We start from the raw sequence: 18,698 nt of genomic DNA, 5'->3' as shown, positions 1-18,698 counted from the left end.
AGGCGCCTCCCCACTCATGGCTGCACATAATTTCTACTATCTCGCCGGATCGGATAAAGTTTATCCTCTGGAAGCGTAGGCGTTTGATTACGAATCAGCCAACGACACAGTTCCATCAGCATCTCTTGCTCAACGAGACGAAAATTTTCTTGACCGTGTAAATCATCTAGTTCTAGAGGATCCTTCGCAATATGGTATAATTCACATTTTCCATACATATCCATATTAAGCTTCCATTCACCTTTACGAACTGTGCGTAACCATCCCGACTGCGTATATTTATTTAATTCGTTGAACAATGCAACACCATTGTTCATTTGACCAGATGAACTAGGGTCTTCTGTCTTTCCATCTGCGTGATACAACCCACCGTATCCATGTTCAACGTAAATGCTTGAAAATTCCTGGTCCGGATAAGATTGTCTCGTTAACAGTGGATAAAGGCTTCGCCCTTGTACACCAGCTGGAATCGAACTACCCATTACTTCGCATAATGTAGGCATAACATCTGCTATAGAAATATGGGCTAGATGCGGCTGTTCATCTGCAACAATGTCTGGTCCGATAAATTGTAGTGGAACGCGTGCAAGTATTTCCGGTGCTTCTGGTCCTTTCTTAATCAATTCATATTCTCCGACAAAATCTCCATGATCTGACATAAATACGATCACAGTATTGTCTAGCAGTGATTCTTCCTGAAGAAAATCTATAAAGCGACAAATTTGATCGTCAATCAATCGGAGCATCCCCAGGTAATTAGAACGAGCTCTCGGAATTCGCTCCCGGTAATCCGTTAGGAAATGTTCTATTTGCTGTCCATAAAACTTCCATTTTGCCCCCTTTTGCAAACGTTCTGGTTCTTTTGCCTGCAGTGGCGGTAATTCATTTGGGGGAAACAAGGAAAAATAAGGCTCCGGTGCTTGATATGGATTGTGAGGTTCCGGAAAGCTCAACCACATGAAGAATGGCTCGTTTCTTATTTCCTTAATCCAATTTTGTGCAGCTGATACTGCGCGATAAGGAAGCTGACACTCTAATGGAAACGGAGTCGGTTGAAGACTTACCTGTGAAATAGTTTTTAACCAATCATCATAGGCTTTTTCTTCGACCGTCCGCTCTTCTCCAAAGCCTCCCCAGTGACCATGGAGCAGATGGTAATCGCATTTTTCTTCGGGTTTTACGTAACTATGGTTTTTACCGACCAAGGCAGTTTTATAACCTTGTTCTCGAGCCACATCAAAAATATCCTGTTCATATTCTGCCTGTTCAAGACTAAAGTTTCCGTTAACCCGATGTGAACTCGGCCAACGCCCTGTCAAGAAACTCGTCCTTGCCGGGCAGCAAATGGGCATGGTGGTATAAGCCTTATCAAACCATGTCCCCTGCTTCGCCATGCTATCTAAAAATGGTGTCGTATCCAAAGGATAACCTTCTAAAGCACGAAGATCGGCCCTTTGCTGATCGGTCATCATTACAATAACATTTGGTTTTGAAGCACACATATACTCACCTCAATAGTATTTTTCTCCAGCAATCCACTCTAAAGAGTGATCAACCTTTTATCGAACCAATCATGACACCCTTCACAAAGTGTTTCTGCACGAACGGATACATGATCAGAACCGGCACACTCGCCACAACAACTAAAGCATATTTCACACTTTGTCCTAGTAATATTTTTTCATCCATACCAAATTGACCTGCAGAATCTGTACCACCCAATTGATTAACTAGCAGTATTTGTCTAAGAATGAGCTGTAGTGGGTAGAGTGCATCATCTCTCAAGTAAATCAATGCATTAAAGAATGCGTTCCAATGCGCAACGGCATAAAATAATACCAACACGGCAATGATTGGCTTTGATAATGGAAGAATAATCTTAAATAATAGTTTTATATTGGAACACCCATCTATCATCGCTGCTTCTTGAAGCTCCCATGGTATACTTGTCTGAAAGTAGGTACGCATTACAATTAAATTATAGGTTGCAATCGCATTGGGGATGACCATCGCCCAAATTGTGTCTATCATTCCTAAATTTTGAACGATTAAATATGTCGGTATTAACCCGCCGTGAAAAAACATCGTAAACGTGATCAGGAACATCATTAAATTCCTTCCCGGTAAATCACGTCTCGATAATGGATAAGCAGCTAATGTAGTCAAGCCAATATTAATAATAGTTCCCAAAGTCGTATAAATAATCGTGTTTCGATAACCAATCCAAATCTCACTATTCTTGAAAATCTCCGCATACGCATCTAGATTAAAATCTACTGGAAAGAGCCACATTTCTCCGTTCATTACTTTCGCAGGATCACTGAACGAAGCACTAAGTACAAATAGTAGCGGATAAAGTACAATTACTAATATAACGGCTGAAATAAGAATGACGACGATATCAAAAATTTTGCCATCTGATATTTTTGAAGAGCTTTGTATCATTTATGTTCCCTCCTTGTACGAATGTTGTACTTACCACAAACTTGTCTCCGCCTTTTTTCTTGCATACCTATTGATTAAGAGTAATAGTGCAAAATTAATGATGGAATTAAATAAGCCAATAGCGGTACTATAGCTGTAATCACCATTGAGAATACCATTTCTATATACGAAAGTCTGAATAACTTCACTAGATTCTAAGTTCAAATTGTTTTGCATTAAGAGAATTTTCTCAAAACCAACATTCATAAACTGGCCAATGTCTAAAATAAGCAGGATAATGATTACTGGAAAAATTCCCGGTAATGAAACATGGATGATCCTTTGCAGACGACTTGCTCCGTCAATTTTTGCTGCTTCATATAATTGAGTGTCAATTCCACTTAAGGCTGCAACATAAATAATGGATTGCCACCCCATATTCTGCCAAATGTTAGAGCCAATAAAGATTGTTTTAAACCATTCTGGCTTTTCTAAAAAAGGAATCGATTCTATTCCAAGGGAGTTAAGTATAATATTGATAAATCCCCCATCTGGACTTAAAAATAAATCTAACATACCGACAATTACTACAACAGATATGAAGTGAGGGATATATGTGACATTTTGAAGCGTTTTCTTCAAATTAAGACTTTTAATTTCATTAATTAATAATGCTAAGAATATTGGAATTGGAAACGCAATGAGCAAGGATAATAAGCTAATGGAAAGTGTATTCCAAAGCAATCTTCCAAAGTAATAGGAAGAGAAAAATCTAGTAAAATTCTCAAATCCAACCCATTCACTTCCTAGAAATCCTTGGACTGGATTATAATCTTTAAAAGCAATTTGCAGACCGTACATTGGTCCATATTGAAAGATCATATACCACATTATGGGTAAAAGAAGCATGAGATATAAATCATAGCGGGAGAGAAACCGCTTTAGAGCCTTTTTCCTTTTTGCAGTGGCATTACTTATATCTTTTTTATTTGTTGCAATTTCTGGTTTAAGAACAGTCACTTCTGCTTACCTCCCTTGAACTTCTAAAATCACTAGGTACAAGGAAACACTGTACCTAGTGACTTGGACAATTTACTAATTCGTACGGTCATATGCTTCTTGATAAATTTCTGTTAAACGATCTAGTCCCATTCCTTCGATTGTGGATACATAATCATCCCACTTATCAAAGCTCAAATCACCGGTGATGAATTTAGAAGCGGATTCTTCGAAGTATTGATCCATATCTTGTCGGATTTGATCAACTTCTTTTGTTGTATCTTCGTCAAAGATTGGTGTACCGTAAATAGGGTTTGGCAAATATGGATCTAGCATTTCTTGGGCAGCTTGAGCTTCAGGCGGGTTGATTGCTGAAGCATTTTTCTCTGTAACAAATTGTGGTGATCCACCACCAGGCCAAGGGGTAAATTGGCCGATCGTCGGTCCTAAACCTTGTTCCGAATTTAAAATTTCATCGGTATATTCAGGTAAACCTTCATCATTGTAATTAAATGTGTCTCCTTCAACGCCATATCGGAAGAATATAGATCCTTCCTCACTAAAGAAGTAATCGATCCATCTCATTGTTGCTTGTGGATGTTCATTTTTCGATGTAATGGCGAATGTACCAAAATCACGAGCAATTGGTCCAGCTGAATAAAGTTGATCTCCATAGGGACCAATGATTGGAGAGATGCCTATATAGTCGTCTTTCACTTTATTAAATGCATCAGTAGTCTGGTTCCAAAAGATTCCGACATTTCCAGAAGCCATATTACCAACAAATTTAGATTGTTCTTGAGTAAATACGCCTCTATCCATTAATTGTTCGTCGTATAATTTATGAAGGAATTGTAAATATTCTTTAAAACGATCGTCCGTTACCCAAAATTTCACTTTTTCATCTTCAATCATAAGGTGGTTCCCCATTTGATCGATCATTCCCCATGATCCAATCATTGAGTTCAATAACTGACCAAAGTTTCGGAATGTCATTGGAATTTCATCTTGTTCCCCATTCCCGTTAGGGTCATTATCTCTAAATGCTTTGAGAACATTTACAAGTTCATCTGGAGTTGTCGGTTCTTCCAAACCTAAATTATTTAACCAAGTTTTATTAATCCAAATTTTATCCGTTCTAGCTGCATTTAAAGTAAGAATTGCGGGTAAAGCATAGATATGTCCATCTGGAGCTGTAATCGATGATTTAATTTCAGGATATTCATTATATAAAGCGGTTAAATTTGGTGCATAATCCTCCAACAATTCTTCAAGCGGAATAAGTACACCGGATGATCCATATTCTACAGCTTCCAATGGTGTAATACTGGATTTATAAAAAGCATCTGGCAGTTCCCCAGATGAAAACTCAAGGTTTTTTCTTTCCTGGAAACCATCCTGTGGAACATCATCCCATTCAATGTCTATGTTAGTCATTTTTTCATACTCATTGAACATTTTCATCTCATTGTACGGTCCATTTGGGGGTGATTTTCTAGCAAAAAATCTCAAAGTAATTTGCTCTTCTACAATTGGAAAGCCTTCTTCGTTATAATTATCTGACGGCCCTTCACTCACATAGTCTTTACTAGCATCCTTTGAATTTGAACATCCATTAACTACCAGACCAATAAATACTAGAGATAAAACTAGTATTATTATTTTTTGCATTTTACTACCTCCTCCGTCTCCCCTTGTGTAATCGCATACATATTTCACTTTACGAATACGTTCTCAGGTATCTCTTTTGCCCATTCCGGCCATTCTCTTCGTTCTTCAGCTTCAAAGTTAGGATCGTTTGCAATGGCGCGTGCATCATCCAGGCTCCAAACAGCTCCATCCTCGTGGAACACACCATTCAATGTTCCCTTCTTACGTTGCGGTGGCAGATATGCTGGTTTAACCATTAGCGACCAAAAAAATGTACCTAATTGTGGATAATTTTCTAACACTTTTGCATATGCTTCATAATCCGGTTGCCATTCTCCATTTCCTAATGGATTCTGTCCCCACCCATTTGACGTTGGACGAATACGTTGCCATTCCGTTAACCATACAGGTTTATTAAGAATTTTCCCAAACTCTTCGAATTGAGCTAATCGCTTTTCGATGTAGTCTATCGAATTTGGAAAATTAGCATGGTTTTGCAGGATATCGATACCAATATCGAGGAAATACATGTTATGTTCAAAATCAATACAACCAATTGTTAATGGCAACTTCCCCTTCCTTTCTTTTGCACATATTAACATTTCTCGTGCAAATTGAAGACGGTCAACTCCATAAGGCTCGTTCATTACTTCTACAGCTAATAATCGTTCATCATCACGATAATGCTGCATAAACCATTTAACAAATGCTGCCGGTTCATTCCATCTGTTTGGATTATTAATGATTTCCATCGATGGAGAATATACACATACGGCTGTTAACGGGTTTTTATCTATCCTTGCTTCAAAAGTGGGTTCTATTCCCACTTTTTCAAAAAGGGAAGGTAAAATTCGAATCCCTTTCTTTTCAGCTTCTTCCAGAAAATGATCGAAAACTTCTTGCATCTTCTCAGGTTCTTCCAACCAGTATTCATAGCTAAGCCACACTCGTAAAGCATTTAAATTTAACTTCTTCGCAAATTCGAGATCTCGGACAATTTCATCTATCCGGTAGTCTCTCCACATTTGATATGCATTGTAAGCTTGTGCAGGTAAATAGATTGCACCTTTCACTCTAGTACTCATTACTTATTTCCCCCTTGTTTTGGATATTAATTGAAAAGATTTTCTTACAATTAGTTTTTACAGTTCCCCTTATCTATAGCATCCCCTCCTTCATTTATCGTTTCATTCGCTGCTTCGACTTTTCTGATTGACAGATAAGCTAACCACATTAAACAGAAACTAATACAACTACCGCCGAAGAAAGGAATCAGACCTGGAACATAAACCAACAGAAGGTATACCGATACGAGCGACATTATCATAAGAATAGTTACAAATGGTGTTGCAATCGCAATCAAACAGGCATTGCCTAAATATTGAGCCAGCTTTAAGTTGTAATGAACAAATACGGGGAAGACATACATTGCCGTAATAACGTAAATAAAGCTTAGTAGTATTATCACAAAACTTAAAATACGAAAAATAAATCCATCTTGCATAAGGAAAAATCTTAAATCTAAAAACAAAATATAGCCAACCACTATGAGAATAGAAGATAAAATGTTAGCCCTTACAAATTCCTCTTTGAATAAATGCCAGAATGTTTTAAAAACAGGTATATCGTCATGCCCTAGGATCCACTTCCTCACAATTGCAAACATCGCGGCTGTGGATGGTCCGAAGCCAAAAATCACGCCGCCGATCAACGTAAATAACAGCCATAATAGATTCAAAATTGCCATTCGCATGACCCATTCACTTAGTCGATAAAAACCAGACATGACATTCGTCAACATGAATTGTCCTCTTTTCTATTAGATTAATAACAGAAATCAAAACTAAATCTTTTTACATTATTAATCAGATTATTCCTATTTCTTTGCTATCCCTCCAATTCATAATAATATAATTACTGCCTTACAACATTTATAATTGATTCTAAGAAAATATTAAATGTCTGTATGTTGGGATAAGTAATAGCAGATTGTTGGATGCGCTTTCAGAGGAGTTTGGAGGTAAGAAACATACGAGAATCCATACCCACTGTTCCCACCGCCACCATCTGCCATGGACTGATATCGTGAAGGAGACAATATTATAATGGGAACTAGGGTGATACTGGAAACCCATGCATCTAACCTCGCTATTTTAGAGATTTAGTTGGATTGGTGACTAGGCTGCAAATAATTGTGGTACTAAAGAGTATTCCACATAATGATGATTTATCGGAGAAAGAAATCATTCCCAAAAAAGATTATTTATTGTTTTGATCAATTTTAATCCCAATAAACTTCATTTCAGTCATGTCTTCAATGGCATATTTTACGCCCTCTTTTCCAACACCACTTTGCTTCACGCCACCATACGGATGATTATCTTGCCTATACGTAGAGATTTCATTAATCCAGACGCCACCCATTTCTAATCGATCAGCAACGCGTAATGCTCGGTTAATATCTTTTGTGAAAACACCCGCTTGCAGGCCATATATGGAATCATTCGAATACTGGATTACTTCCTCTTCCGTATTAAATGGGATGACTGATACAATAGGAGCAAATACTTCTTGAGCGATGATTTTCATGTTTTCATCCACATTAGTCATGATCGTAGGTGATAAAATTGTGCCATTTCGTTCACCGCCGGCCGCAATTGTCGCTCCCTTGTCTACCGCATCATCAATCCACTGCTTGGCTCGTTTAGCTTCTTCTTCATTAATCATCGGACCAATGTCCGTTTCTTCACTGATTGGATCACCAATTTGCAATGCTTTTGTTTTTTTAGTATATGACTCAAGGAATTCATCATAAATTTCTCTCTGCACATAAATACGTTGTGCTGAAATACAGACTTGGCCAGAGAATGCAAAAGCCCCTTTTACCAGTTCTGTCGTAGCATATTCAATGTTGGCATCCTTAAATAATATGTTTGGTGAATTGGAACCAAGCTCTAAAGTAACTTTCTTAAATCCTGCTGTTTCCCTAATTTTCTTACCAACTGGAAGGCTACCAGTAAAGCTAATTTTTTCGACTTTGTCATGCGTCACAAGTGGTGAACCAACTTCTTCACCAGTTCCGATAAGTAAATTGATGACACCGGCTGGCAATCCTGCTTCTTGAAACAGATTTACAAGCATATGAGCAGAAATCGGTGTTTTTTCTGCCGGTTTAAAAACGACTGTGTTACCAGCTGCCAGGGCTGGTGCAAGTTTATGAAGGGAAAGGTTTAATGGGAAGTTAAACGGTGTGATTGCCCCCACTACACCCAACGGCTCACGCTTGACTAGCCCCATTCGATGTTCACCACCAATAGCAGCATCCATCGGTATAATTTCCCCGGTAATATTTTTGGCTAATTCAGATGCAAAACGGAGAACTTGGATAGACCGCTCGACTTCAGCACGGCTATACTTAATTGGTTTACCTGCTTCCTTGCTAATAGTGTTTGCAAAATCCTCGGTTTTTTTCACTAACAAATCAGCAGTTTTTCGTAAAATATCAGCACGTTGATGGGCTGGCATAACCTTCATTTCGGAATGAAACTTTTCAAAGCTAATGGTTACAGCGTCTTCGAGATCTTTCTTGGTAGCTAGTTTTAATTCCGCCACTTTTTCGTTATCAAAAGGATTATGAACAGATACTGTTTGTCGATTATCTTCTATTCGTTCTTGACCGTCGATAATAGAACCAATTGTCATCATAATATAACCTCCGTTCAACAAATAATATTTCCTAGTTTTTCTGTAAGCTTCATATTTTCTCGATAATCAACTGGACAATCGATTAATACGGGCTTGTTCAACGATAACGCTTTTTCAATGGTTGATTTCAGTTCTTCTGTCTTGTCAACCTTCAGTGCCTCAAAGCCATAGGATTTGGCTAGCTGTTCAAAATCTGGATTGCCAAATTTAATGTGGGATGAACGGTTAAAAGCTTTCATTTGATGCCATTCAATTAAACCGTACCCTTCATCACGCCACAAAAGAATCACAATCGGTAAGTTTAAGCGTTTGGCAGTTTCTAATTCTGCACTTGTCATTTGAAATGATCCATCACCACATACAGCAACTACCTGACGTTCTGGGTGAACCATTTTTGCAGCAATGGCACTAGGCACTGCAACACCCATTGATGCTAAACCATTCGAAATTAAGCACGTATTCGGTTGATAACAATGGTACATTCTAGCCATCCACATTTTATGGGCACCTACATCAGAGATAACAATACTGTTTTCCTCCAATACAGATCGTAAATCAGCAATAATCTTTTGTGGTTTCACAGGAAATTCCATGTCGTTTTTAAACGATTCTAGCTCAGTAAGTACCTTGTTGCGAACATGTGCCACCCAAGTTAAATCTCTTTCTTTTGCTGTAAGTGCCTTTTTCACATTTTTTATATTCTCTTTTATATTACCCACAACATTTAACTGGACAGGGTAGCATGCATCGATTTCTGCTTCCTGCGTATCAATGTGCAGAATTGGGGTTTTGCCTTCAGGATTCCAGCTTTTTGGTGAATACTCTGCCATATCAAAGCCAATAGCAATGATTAAGTCTGACTCATCAAATCCACACGTAATATAATCATTACCACCTATTCCTGCAGTTAGTAAACTATGTTCATCAGTCCAGGCTACTGCACCTTTTCCCATAAAGGTATGAACCACTGGAAGATTTGCCATCTCTACTAGAGACCTTAATTCTTCAGCAGCATCCCCTCTTGTTACACCATTTCCAACTAAAATGAGAGGGTGCTTTGCTTGTTCTATTATTTTGGCCGCCTCGTTAATTACTGGTTCATCCGCCTCTGAAAGATGATGAGGGATAATATTAAGAGGTGAACTTTCAACATCCATTTTCGCAACATCTTCAGGAAGTTCAATATGCGTTGCTCCGGTCTTTTCCTCCGTAGCAACTTTAAATGCTTTTCGTACAACTTCAGGAACTACATCAGGCGTTTTTATCTGGGTATTCCATTTTGTTACTTCATCATAAACAGATACCATGTCGTAATGTTGATGGGAAATCTTATGCTGACGACCTAAACCAGCTTGTGCCGTGATCGCCACGACCGGACAGAGATCCATGTTGGCATTGGCAACTCCGGTTAATAAATTGGTTGCACCTGGTCCAAGCGTTGCTAAGCAGACACCAGGTTTCCCTGTTAGTTTTCCGTATGTTCCCGCCATAAACGCGGCACTCGTTTCATGACGTGTTACAATAAATTGAATCGTTGAGTCATGAAGAGCATCCATCACATCAATATTTTCCTCACCTGGCACACCAAAAATATATTCGACTCCTTCATGCTCTAAACATTTTATCAATAGTTCTGCTACTTTCATTTATTGCACCTTCTTCCTTTAAGAAATATCATTAATGTTTTTAGGCTGTACCATTGCTTGATAGATATCGTCTAATGACCATGTCCTGCCCTTTTCGTCTCGATAAACTATGTGGTCTCTTGTAAACTTAGTCGGTGAATCGATGCCTGCTGCAGCCGCTAGCCGGTATAAACCTTTCCGCATGGTAATTAAGTAATTTGCCGTACGCCATTTTTTTTCTTCTATTACGAGTCCTTTTTGTAGTTCAGGATCTGTTGTTGCGACTCCAACCGGACAAGAATTGGATTGACATTGAAGCGCTTGGATACAACCCACTGTTATCATAAAACCTCTAGCTATATTGACAAGATCTGCGCCCATAGCTAATGCAATGGCAATCCGGTCAGGTGAAAACAACTTCCCTGAAGCGATAATTTTCAAATTGTCCCGGACACCGTATTTCCGAAGAGCATTATCGACTAACGGTAACGCCGAGCGAATCGGTAACCCCACACTGTCCGCTAATTCTTGGTAGGATGCTCCAGTACCTCCTTCCCCACCATCTATTGTGATGAAGTCTGGTCCCATCCCCGTATCCTTAATCGCTTTGGCAAGTTCATCAGCCTCATGATTACTTCCAATAACAACCTTCATGCCAACAGGCTTCCCAGTATGTTCACGAACTTTCGCTAAAAATTCAAATAAGGAAGGTAAGTCACTGAATTCACGAAAACGATTGGGACTGTCAATCGACTTATAAGGCTCTACCATTCTTATCCTGGCAATTTCTTCTGTAACTTTCTCTGCGTCAATATGGCCACCTCGTGTTTTTGCACCTTGCGCTAATTTAATTTCAAACGCTTTTACTTCTGGAATATTACTTTTTTCTAGTATTGCATCCCAACTAAAGTTTCCTTCCATATCTCTTACACCAAATAAGCCGGGACCAATTTGCATGATAAGATCTACTCCACCCTTGAGATGGTAATCAGATATGCCACCCTCCCCGGTATTCATCCAAGTTCCTTTAGCAATTCCTAAGCCTTCTGAGAGGGCCGTAATAGCTCTCTCACCTAAGGATCCGTAACTCATTGCAGACATACCAACCTGACCTTTAACCTTGAACGGATGCCTTGTTTGTTCTCCTATCACAATTGCCTCATCATCTTCTAATAAATAAATAGGGGATTCATCCTTATCCAATCGCTCTTTTCTTTGACCAAATAAAGGTTCATTGAGCAACAGGTAGCGCTCTGTCGTCACTTTCGTTTCACGGTCCATCTTTAATTCCTCCGTTAATTTAGGGAACAGAGAATTACGAATATAATATCCAGGCTCATCAAAATCGCGTTGGGAGCCATATCCAAGAACATCACGCTTGTATTTTGCTTTTTTCACTATATGTTGATACTCAATTCGTGAAAAAGGCTTTCCCTCACGGTCATTATTAAATAAATATTGACGTAACTCGGGGCCAATATTCTCTAAGAAATATCTAGCTCTCCCTATTAGAGGAAAATTACGAAGAATAGGGTGCTGTTTTTGCCTTTTATCCACACGTAATAAATACAACCCAACAGCTAAGAGTATAAGAATTACAATCGTACAAACTACAAATCCAATGATCGTCATGAAGTTGGCAATATTCACATACCATTCCTCCCATTAAATTGCTAACATTAGTATGATCTTTTGTTTCATTATTATCCTTCTTCATATAAGCACCCTCTAGCTTAAGTGATACCAGTATAGTTAATTAAAATTGATCAGCCTAAGTACATATCTTCATAAATTAAACTCATACTATTTATAGATTAAGCTAAAGGGTGATAAATTAATGAAATTTATTCATTTTCTAAAAAAAGGAAATAAGTCTTCTGGTGTAGCAGCTCTTGGGAATACCACTCTGGCTATTATAAAAGGTATTGCAGCAGCGATTAGTGGAAGTGGTGCTATGTTTGCAACTACTATTCATTCTGTTGCTGATGCAACAAACCAAGGCTTTGTATTTTTCGGTAGCGCTCTTGCTGAGAAAGAACCAACAAAACGCTTTCCGACAGGGTTTGGTCGTGTCGTTAATCTTTTTGTTTTAGTTGCAGTTATCATTGTGGCAATTATGGCATATGAAACGATAATAAAAGGGTGGGAACTCATTCAACATCCAAAAGAATCCACTAACATTTGGCTTAACATTATAATTTTGTCCGTGGCAATATTTATTGATGGCTTTGTACTTATCAAAGCGATGAAAGAAATAATACATGAGTCTCGAATTAATGCAAAGGGCATGCAGATTATTCCCGAGTCGTTTAAAAATGTTCGTTATGCTTCCCCCCCTACCAGACTTGTCTTTTACGAAGACATTATTGCTACATTTGGAGCTTTAGTAGCATTGATTTTTGTTATTTTATCTCATTTAACGGGATTATTTTATTTAGATGGAATTGGTACAATGTTAATTGGGATTTTACTAGTCGGGATCGCATTAAAAATTGGATATGATAATACAATGGGATTAATTGGTGTAGCAGCCCCAGCAAAAATTGAAGAGCGTATTGGAAAAATTATATTAGACGACCCAAATGTTGTTGATATAAAGGAAATGCGTATTCTTCAAGAAGGAAGACAATATCATGTAGAAGCCTATATAGAATTAATAAAAGGACTTGCTCTTGCGGAAGCGGATGATATAAAGTTTGAAATCCGTGATAAGGTATTAAGTGACCCAGATATTGATGATGTTACAATGGGGATTATAGAAACAGACGATGTTCAATCATGGAAAGCGGAAGAATGAGGGAATAGCTTAAGTTCAAATTTTTAAATTACCCTTCTTTGTCAAATGCGGTGGTGTAGATTTATCTACTCCACCCTTTTCTATATTATACAAAAAAGCTTGCAGATAGGAGCCATTTCTTAGGCTCTGTCTACAAGCTGGGACAGGTAATACAATAACCTGTCTTAATATTCTGTAGTTTGTGTGTCTAAAGTAGATACCAGTGGTCGGTCTCCACCGCTACTACATGTATGATTTTTTTGCAAACATGCAATCGGCTGTATATCTATATTAAAATATACTCGTTTCCAGATTATTTCTTTCAAACTCATCAAGCAATGTACGGACTTCATTCGTGGTCTCTGTGCTCATCAACTGATTTCTTAATTCACTTGCCCCTCGAAACCCACGGACATAGATCTTAAAAAAACGACGAAGTGGCTTAAATAGACGCGGCTCTATTTCTGTATATTTATCATGGAGATCCAGATGCAATCTTAAGAGATCTAACAATTCCGTACTAGTAGGGTCTTTGGGCTGTTTTTCAAAGGCGTATGGATTTGTGAAAATACCACGCCCAATCATAACCCCATCCACACCGTACTTGCGAACGAGATCCAGACCAGTTTGACGATCAGGAATATCCCCGTTAATTGTTAAAAGTGTATCTGGGGCCACCTCATCACGAAGTTTTTTAATATCCGGAATTAGTTCCCAATGCGCATCCACCTTACTCATTTCCTTTTTGGTACGCAGGTGAATAGAAAGATTAACGATATCTTGCTTCAATAAGTGTGTTAGCCAGTCGTGCCATTCCTCTACATCAGTGTAACCAAGTCTTGTTTTCACACTAACAGGCAATCCCCCTGCTTTTGCAGCTTGTATTATCTCTGCTGCAACTTCTGGACGGCGGATAAGACCGCATCCCTTCCCATTTGCTGCTACATTTTGGACAGGACAACCCATATTGATATCTACACCGCGAAAACCTTCTTTCGCCATGCCAATACTCATTTGTCGAAAATACTCGGGTTTATCTCCCCATATATGCGCCACTATCGGCTGTTCATCTTCTGTAAAAGTCAAACGCCCACGCACACTTTGGTGCCCATTTGGATGACAATAACTTTCCGTGTTTGTAAATTCTGTAAAAAACACATCAGGTCTACCTGCTTCGCTCACTACATGTCTAAAAACAACATCTGTCACATCTTCCATCGGTGCTAGTATAAAAAACGGTCGTGGTAAATCACGCCAGAAATTATCTGTCATATCAAATTCAAATCCTCTCATTATCGGGGCATTAGAACTCCCCCCTAAAATAACAAAAAAATAAAAAAGCAAAGAAATCTCTGCTTCTTTTATACTTATATCATTCTTAAACCTTTTTTTCAAACTACAGTAAACCTTAATTATTATACTATTTAGTATGAACAAAGAAAAGCGCAAATATAGAGGTTAGGCACCAAATATGAAAAATAAGGGTCATCCTCTTCTCGTGGACTTTTGTCCATAAGAAAGGTATGAACTAGTCTTTCATTTTGTTCCTCTCCCCTTTTCTTTCCAAAGTTAAGTAGTCATTGGTTTTAACTATTGATATATCATGTTTTTCTGCAAATACAATCAAATGGTCATATGCTTCAGGGGGTTGTAGTACAGCTAATCTTATATCGAATCCTTTTTCTACTTTGATAATGGCGGCTTTTTTAACCCATCCGGCACGTATGAATTCTATTTGATTTACTTGTTCGGGGTAAATCTCCTTTTTTATAATAGATCTTTTAAATAATAATACTTGGTATACTAAATGGTGCTTCTGTATTTTAAATGTAAATTGAATGGAATAAGCTAATCCAACTACAAATAATAAATAGAATAGGAATAAAGGTAAAGAGAACCCATAATAATCCGATAATAAATTCCATAATATCACAACAACGAAAATACTAATGATCGACCATCTTAGCGGGTTTATATGATACTCCACAGAAGATTCCTCCTCGTTTATATGTATCACCATCAATGTTGAAACTTCCTTATACTCCATAATAACATTTCGAAAGTTTATTTCCATTTTTGTTCCACAAGTGATCTGTAACCGTCAAGTAGAATTGAACACTTTCCGATTGAAAAAGCTAACCCCTGATTGGAGTTAGCTAGTAGAACGCTTCAATTCTTTAGTTAATCAATTGTAACATTATCAACGTACACAGCTGTTTGACCGCTACTATTAGAAGAACCTATAAACTGAACCCCGATTTCTCTAATGTTATTAGGATTGGGAACAGTTGATAAATCCAATGCTAAAGTTGTCCCATTTGAAGAATTGATTGCTACATTACCGTTATCAGACCATGTCCAACCTGCCCCTGATTTCACATATAACTTTGCATTTATGCCGTCTCCAATATTTCCCCAATCAGCATGTTTTACTGTTGCTTTTAGTTGCGATTTCCCACTAAAATCTTTGTTCTCAATAAGGGATAAATAATGCTTAGAATAATTGTTTAATTGTACATTAGCTTTTAATGAATGGTTTCCACTTGCTGCCCATTCATTTACATACCAAGGACCCTCTGATACATTTTCGCCATTCCAGTTTTGTATACTTGATTCAAAATCATACAGTGTTTCCTCAGATCCACCTGAATCCTGTGGATTATCCCCACTACCCGGGTCATTTCCATCTCCGAAAATCGGGCTGATTTTTGAAGTAGCTTTTATACCATTGGTACCATTCACTATTCTATCTCCCCAAGAAGTTAAATTATTTCCACTCCAATCATTGGATAAATCTAAATACTCCCATTCAGATCCATTTCCTTTCCATGACCACGCAAGCCAACCAACATTTGTTTGCTCGGAATAACTCAAAATCGTATCCTCATCTACATCTCCATCTGTGTGCATATGTCCAAATTCTCCTATTATCAATGCAAGATCTTGATTGAGCACATTGTCAATATTGGATTGAATAGTGGAAGCATCTCCACCAGCGTATTCATACATATGAATGGAGAACATTGTATTTTTTAAAGGATCAGCATTGAATACCTCTTGCCCGTAGTCATGAATGGATTCCGGGTATTGCCCCCAACCTGCTGAATCTATGATTAATGTATGTTCTAAACCTGCATTTCTTAGTTTGGGAATCGCCTGTTTATAACCATTAGCCCATTCAGATCCATTCCATGTACCGTACCACTCATTTGCGATATTAATGATAACTTTGTCTTCCTTCCCGATCAGTGCATCTTTAATATCTATCCAATAATTAACGGCACTGTTCAATGCATTAAGGTCATCTGATCCAGTAGCATCATGTACTTCTAATACGGCAATAAGGTTATTCTCTTCTGCTAATGATAAGAGGTTTTCAACCGTATCAATATCATCTTTCGTATACTGGCTACCATCCGATAATACGATTCTTACTGTATTTGCCCCCGTTTCTGCAATTGCAGGAATAGCAGTAGCAGAATCACTTTTATACCATGAGTGTGGGTGGTTAACACCTCTCATTACAAAAGGTTCACCTGTAGCATCATAAAGAGTGTTTCCGCTTACATAAAAACCAGTTGCTGCTTGTGCTTTAGGGATGTTAATAAAAAAGAAAGTAGAGATTAACAAGAAAAAACTTAAAATAAAGAATGGTATTTTTCTATTCATAACCATTATATCACCTCATTAATTTTTTTATTTTATCTCTTTCTTTTTTGATATTTTCACTCCCTTCTTTAAGAGAAGAAAGAGGTAAAACTAAAGTAAACGCTATCAAAAATAAATATAATTAATCGTTAACTTAATTAATATTATACATTTTATCATAAAGGAAATTAAATACAATGTATTTTTTTACAAATCTTGATTATTGTTGAATATTCATTATTTATAACTACTTTACATAGGTAATAATGATTATTTTTTGTATTTATCCTTATCATTTTTTCTATGTATTCCTCTAATATCACAATAACATTAAGTTATCGATTAACTTTATTCTGCATAATCGATAAGATTTTAATCAAACAAAAGGCAATGTTCCTGTCTAGTAGAACATTGCCTTCCATTCAGTCATAAGTTATTTTCGTTAAAAAATTTTTTACAACTTAAAATTTTTTAATTAATTCATTTAGGTCATTTGATAGCATATTTAATTGATTGGCACTTAAGTTTACTTTCTCAATTGAGTTACCTGTTTGATCAATGGTTGCTGAGGTTGCTGCACTCTATTTTGAGTGTTGAATTCTTCCGACTTTAGCGAGGAGTGGAAGGATTCCATTCCGGCATTATCAAAGCAGTTTCCTTTTATTTGATGAATATTTTAAGTCCATAATTCCTTATAATTGTTGTCATATCAACTTAAAATTCTTGTTCAAGCTTTATTCATTTTTAACTATTTTGCTAATTCATCACGGTCTAATGCCCGTGGCGGTTCTTCCATCCATCCATGCTTGATCATAATTTTTGCCCCTTCATTAGCGTATTTTAATATTTCTGCAACTAACCTGCTATACATAACGCCAATATCTCTTCTTGGGCTCATTGACATACTTGTACCGTAGTACCCCACGCTAAGTGCAATTAAACTTGTTGTGTAAAACATCATTTTCCTGTCAGAAAAAGTGTACGTAATAGAATCGGTAACCTCTGTATCCCAAGTCATAGGGCAAGGTAAATCACTTTCTCTTAGAAGCGAACTAAATATTTCACAATGCTTATTTGCCATTTCCTTTCCATTTAACAGAAATTGTTTTACTTCTTCATCCTGTGCAACTTGGCTATAACCAATCAAGGTGGCTGCCCCTAATGCATTCCTTTGAAAATTGGTATATAGGTTTGTGATTTCGGTACCTGTAAGGGGTCTTTTTTCGCCAAAAAAACCTGCTAAAAAACTTTTCTCTTTTACAAAATCGTATGATTCAGGCTTCGGGAGATATGGTGACTTGATATACAGCCCCTTTGCCAATAATATATCGTTGGTTTGTTTGATAAGATTATCTGATTCACTTAAACACTGACTAAAAAAACTATAAACATCTTCTCTTACTGCTGTAGGTAAAGCCATGCTATATGCATTTAAACCAATCTTACCCAATTGATTAACATTATTTAAAAAATAAGAATCAGAAAACAACCTTGGGGCAGACACATCAACATCTTCATTTAATTTAAAGCCATGAGGAACAGGATAACCTTCCTGAGTAAATATCTCGGTTATTGTGTTAACATGCAATTGTGAAATGTCTAATGCAGATTGAATAACAGATTTAATTTCAGTATCTTCTGCTATATTTAGGTAATATTTTAAATGGCAGATGGAACCACTGTCATTCATGTATGTAGACCATAGATTTGTTATCTCTGCCGATGTTAATTTGATATCGTATTGCTGAGTAGAATCCATTGTCATCCCTCCAAAATAGAATTATTCCTTAACGTTCATTTTCTCCTATATGTAACTATATATGTAAAATTATTTAGTATGATTGTTTAAAATTCTTCCAATTCAGGAATAA

General features: G+C 37.3%; 14 protein-coding genes. 1 reads left to right on the top strand and 13 read right to left on the bottom strand.

Annotated features, from left to right (window positions below):
• Window positions 1–14: 14 nt before the first annotated feature.
• The 9 genes from ACTWP4_RS06830 to ACTWP4_RS06790 form a co-directional block, all read right to left on the bottom strand.
• On the bottom strand, window positions 15–1,502 hold the full coding sequence (locus tag ACTWP4_RS06830) for a sulfatase family protein (RefSeq protein WP_443128014.1): 1,488 nt from the start codon (window positions 1,500–1,502) through the stop codon (window positions 15–17).
• A gap of 49 nt (window positions 1,503–1,551) precedes the next feature.
• Window positions 1,552–2,445: a carbohydrate ABC transporter permease gene (locus ACTWP4_RS06825; protein ID WP_443128013.1), complete on the bottom strand. Its 894-nt coding sequence runs from the start codon at window positions 2,443–2,445 to the stop codon at window positions 1,552–1,554.
• Window positions 2,446–2,475: 30 nt separating this feature from the next.
• A complete protein-coding gene (locus tag ACTWP4_RS06820) occupies window positions 2,476–3,402 on the bottom strand; it encodes an ABC transporter permease (protein ID WP_443128288.1) in 927 nt (308 codons plus the stop codon).
• 117 nt (window positions 3,403–3,519) lie between these two features.
• Window positions 3,520–5,094 (bottom strand): extracellular solute-binding protein, encoded by a 1,575-nt coding sequence (locus ACTWP4_RS06815; RefSeq protein ID WP_443128012.1) that lies wholly within the window; start codon window positions 5,092–5,094, stop codon window positions 3,520–3,522.
• Window positions 5,095–5,138: 44 nt separating this feature from the next.
• Complete coding sequence (locus ACTWP4_RS06810) at window positions 5,139–6,158, bottom strand: hypothetical protein (RefSeq protein WP_443128011.1); 1,020 nt, start codon at window positions 6,156–6,158, stop codon at window positions 5,139–5,141.
• 50 nt (window positions 6,159–6,208) lie between these two features.
• Window positions 6,209–6,874, bottom strand: a complete 666-nt coding sequence (locus tag ACTWP4_RS06805; RefSeq protein ID WP_443128010.1) for a YesL family protein — start codon at window positions 6,872–6,874, stop codon at window positions 6,209–6,211.
• A 458-nt stretch (window positions 6,875–7,332) separates the two neighbouring features.
• Window positions 7,333–8,778 carry an aldehyde dehydrogenase family protein gene (locus ACTWP4_RS06800; protein WP_443128009.1) on the bottom strand — a complete coding sequence of 482 codons (1,446 nt, stop codon included), beginning with the start codon at window positions 8,776–8,778 and terminating at the stop codon, window positions 7,333–7,335.
• Window positions 8,779–8,792: 14 nt separating this feature from the next.
• Window positions 8,793–10,424 (bottom strand): acetolactate synthase large subunit, encoded by a 1,632-nt coding sequence (locus ACTWP4_RS06795; protein WP_443128008.1) that lies wholly within the window; start codon window positions 10,422–10,424, stop codon window positions 8,793–8,795.
• Between the two features lie 18 nt (window positions 10,425–10,442).
• Complete coding sequence (locus tag ACTWP4_RS06790; RefSeq protein ID WP_443128007.1) at window positions 10,443–12,053, bottom strand: FMN-binding glutamate synthase family protein; 1,611 nt, start codon at window positions 12,051–12,053, stop codon at window positions 10,443–10,445.
• 187 nt (window positions 12,054–12,240) lie between these two features.
• Between ACTWP4_RS06790 and ACTWP4_RS06785 the strand changes: the two genes are divergently transcribed.
• On the top strand, window positions 12,241–13,200 hold the full coding sequence (locus ACTWP4_RS06785; RefSeq protein WP_443128006.1) for a cation diffusion facilitator family transporter: 960 nt from the start codon (window positions 12,241–12,243) through the stop codon (window positions 13,198–13,200).
• A gap of 270 nt (window positions 13,201–13,470) precedes the next feature.
• Here the strand turns inward: ACTWP4_RS06785 and ACTWP4_RS06780 are convergent, their stop codons facing one another.
• The 4 genes from ACTWP4_RS06780 to ACTWP4_RS06765 form a co-directional block, all read right to left on the bottom strand.
• Complete coding sequence (locus tag ACTWP4_RS06780) at window positions 13,471–14,451, bottom strand: tRNA dihydrouridine synthase (protein WP_443128005.1); 981 nt, start codon at window positions 14,449–14,451, stop codon at window positions 13,471–13,473.
• Window positions 14,452–14,707: 256 nt separating this feature from the next.
• Window positions 14,708–15,166, bottom strand: coding sequence for a hypothetical protein (locus tag ACTWP4_RS06775; protein ID WP_443128004.1), 459 nt, complete (start codon window positions 15,164–15,166; stop codon window positions 14,708–14,710).
• A 194-nt stretch (window positions 15,167–15,360) separates the two neighbouring features.
• Window positions 15,361–16,848, bottom strand: a complete 1,488-nt coding sequence (locus tag ACTWP4_RS06770) for a glycoside hydrolase family 5 protein (RefSeq protein ID WP_443128003.1) — start codon at window positions 16,846–16,848, stop codon at window positions 15,361–15,363.
• A 727-nt stretch (window positions 16,849–17,575) separates the two neighbouring features.
• The gene (locus ACTWP4_RS06765) at window positions 17,576–18,586 is read right to left on the bottom strand and encodes a DUF3231 family protein (protein ID WP_443128002.1); all 1,011 of its coding nucleotides are present in this window, start codon (window positions 18,584–18,586) and stop codon (window positions 17,576–17,578) included.
• Between the last annotated feature and the right edge of the window lie 112 nt (window positions 18,587–18,698).

Source organism: Gracilibacillus sp. D59, from assembly GCF_052246695.1.
Taxonomy (GTDB): domain Bacteria; phylum Bacillota; class Bacilli; order Bacillales; family Amphibacillaceae; genus Gracilibacillus.
Note: the sequence above shows the minus strand (reverse complement) of the source record. Positions and strands in the feature narration are given on the sequence as shown.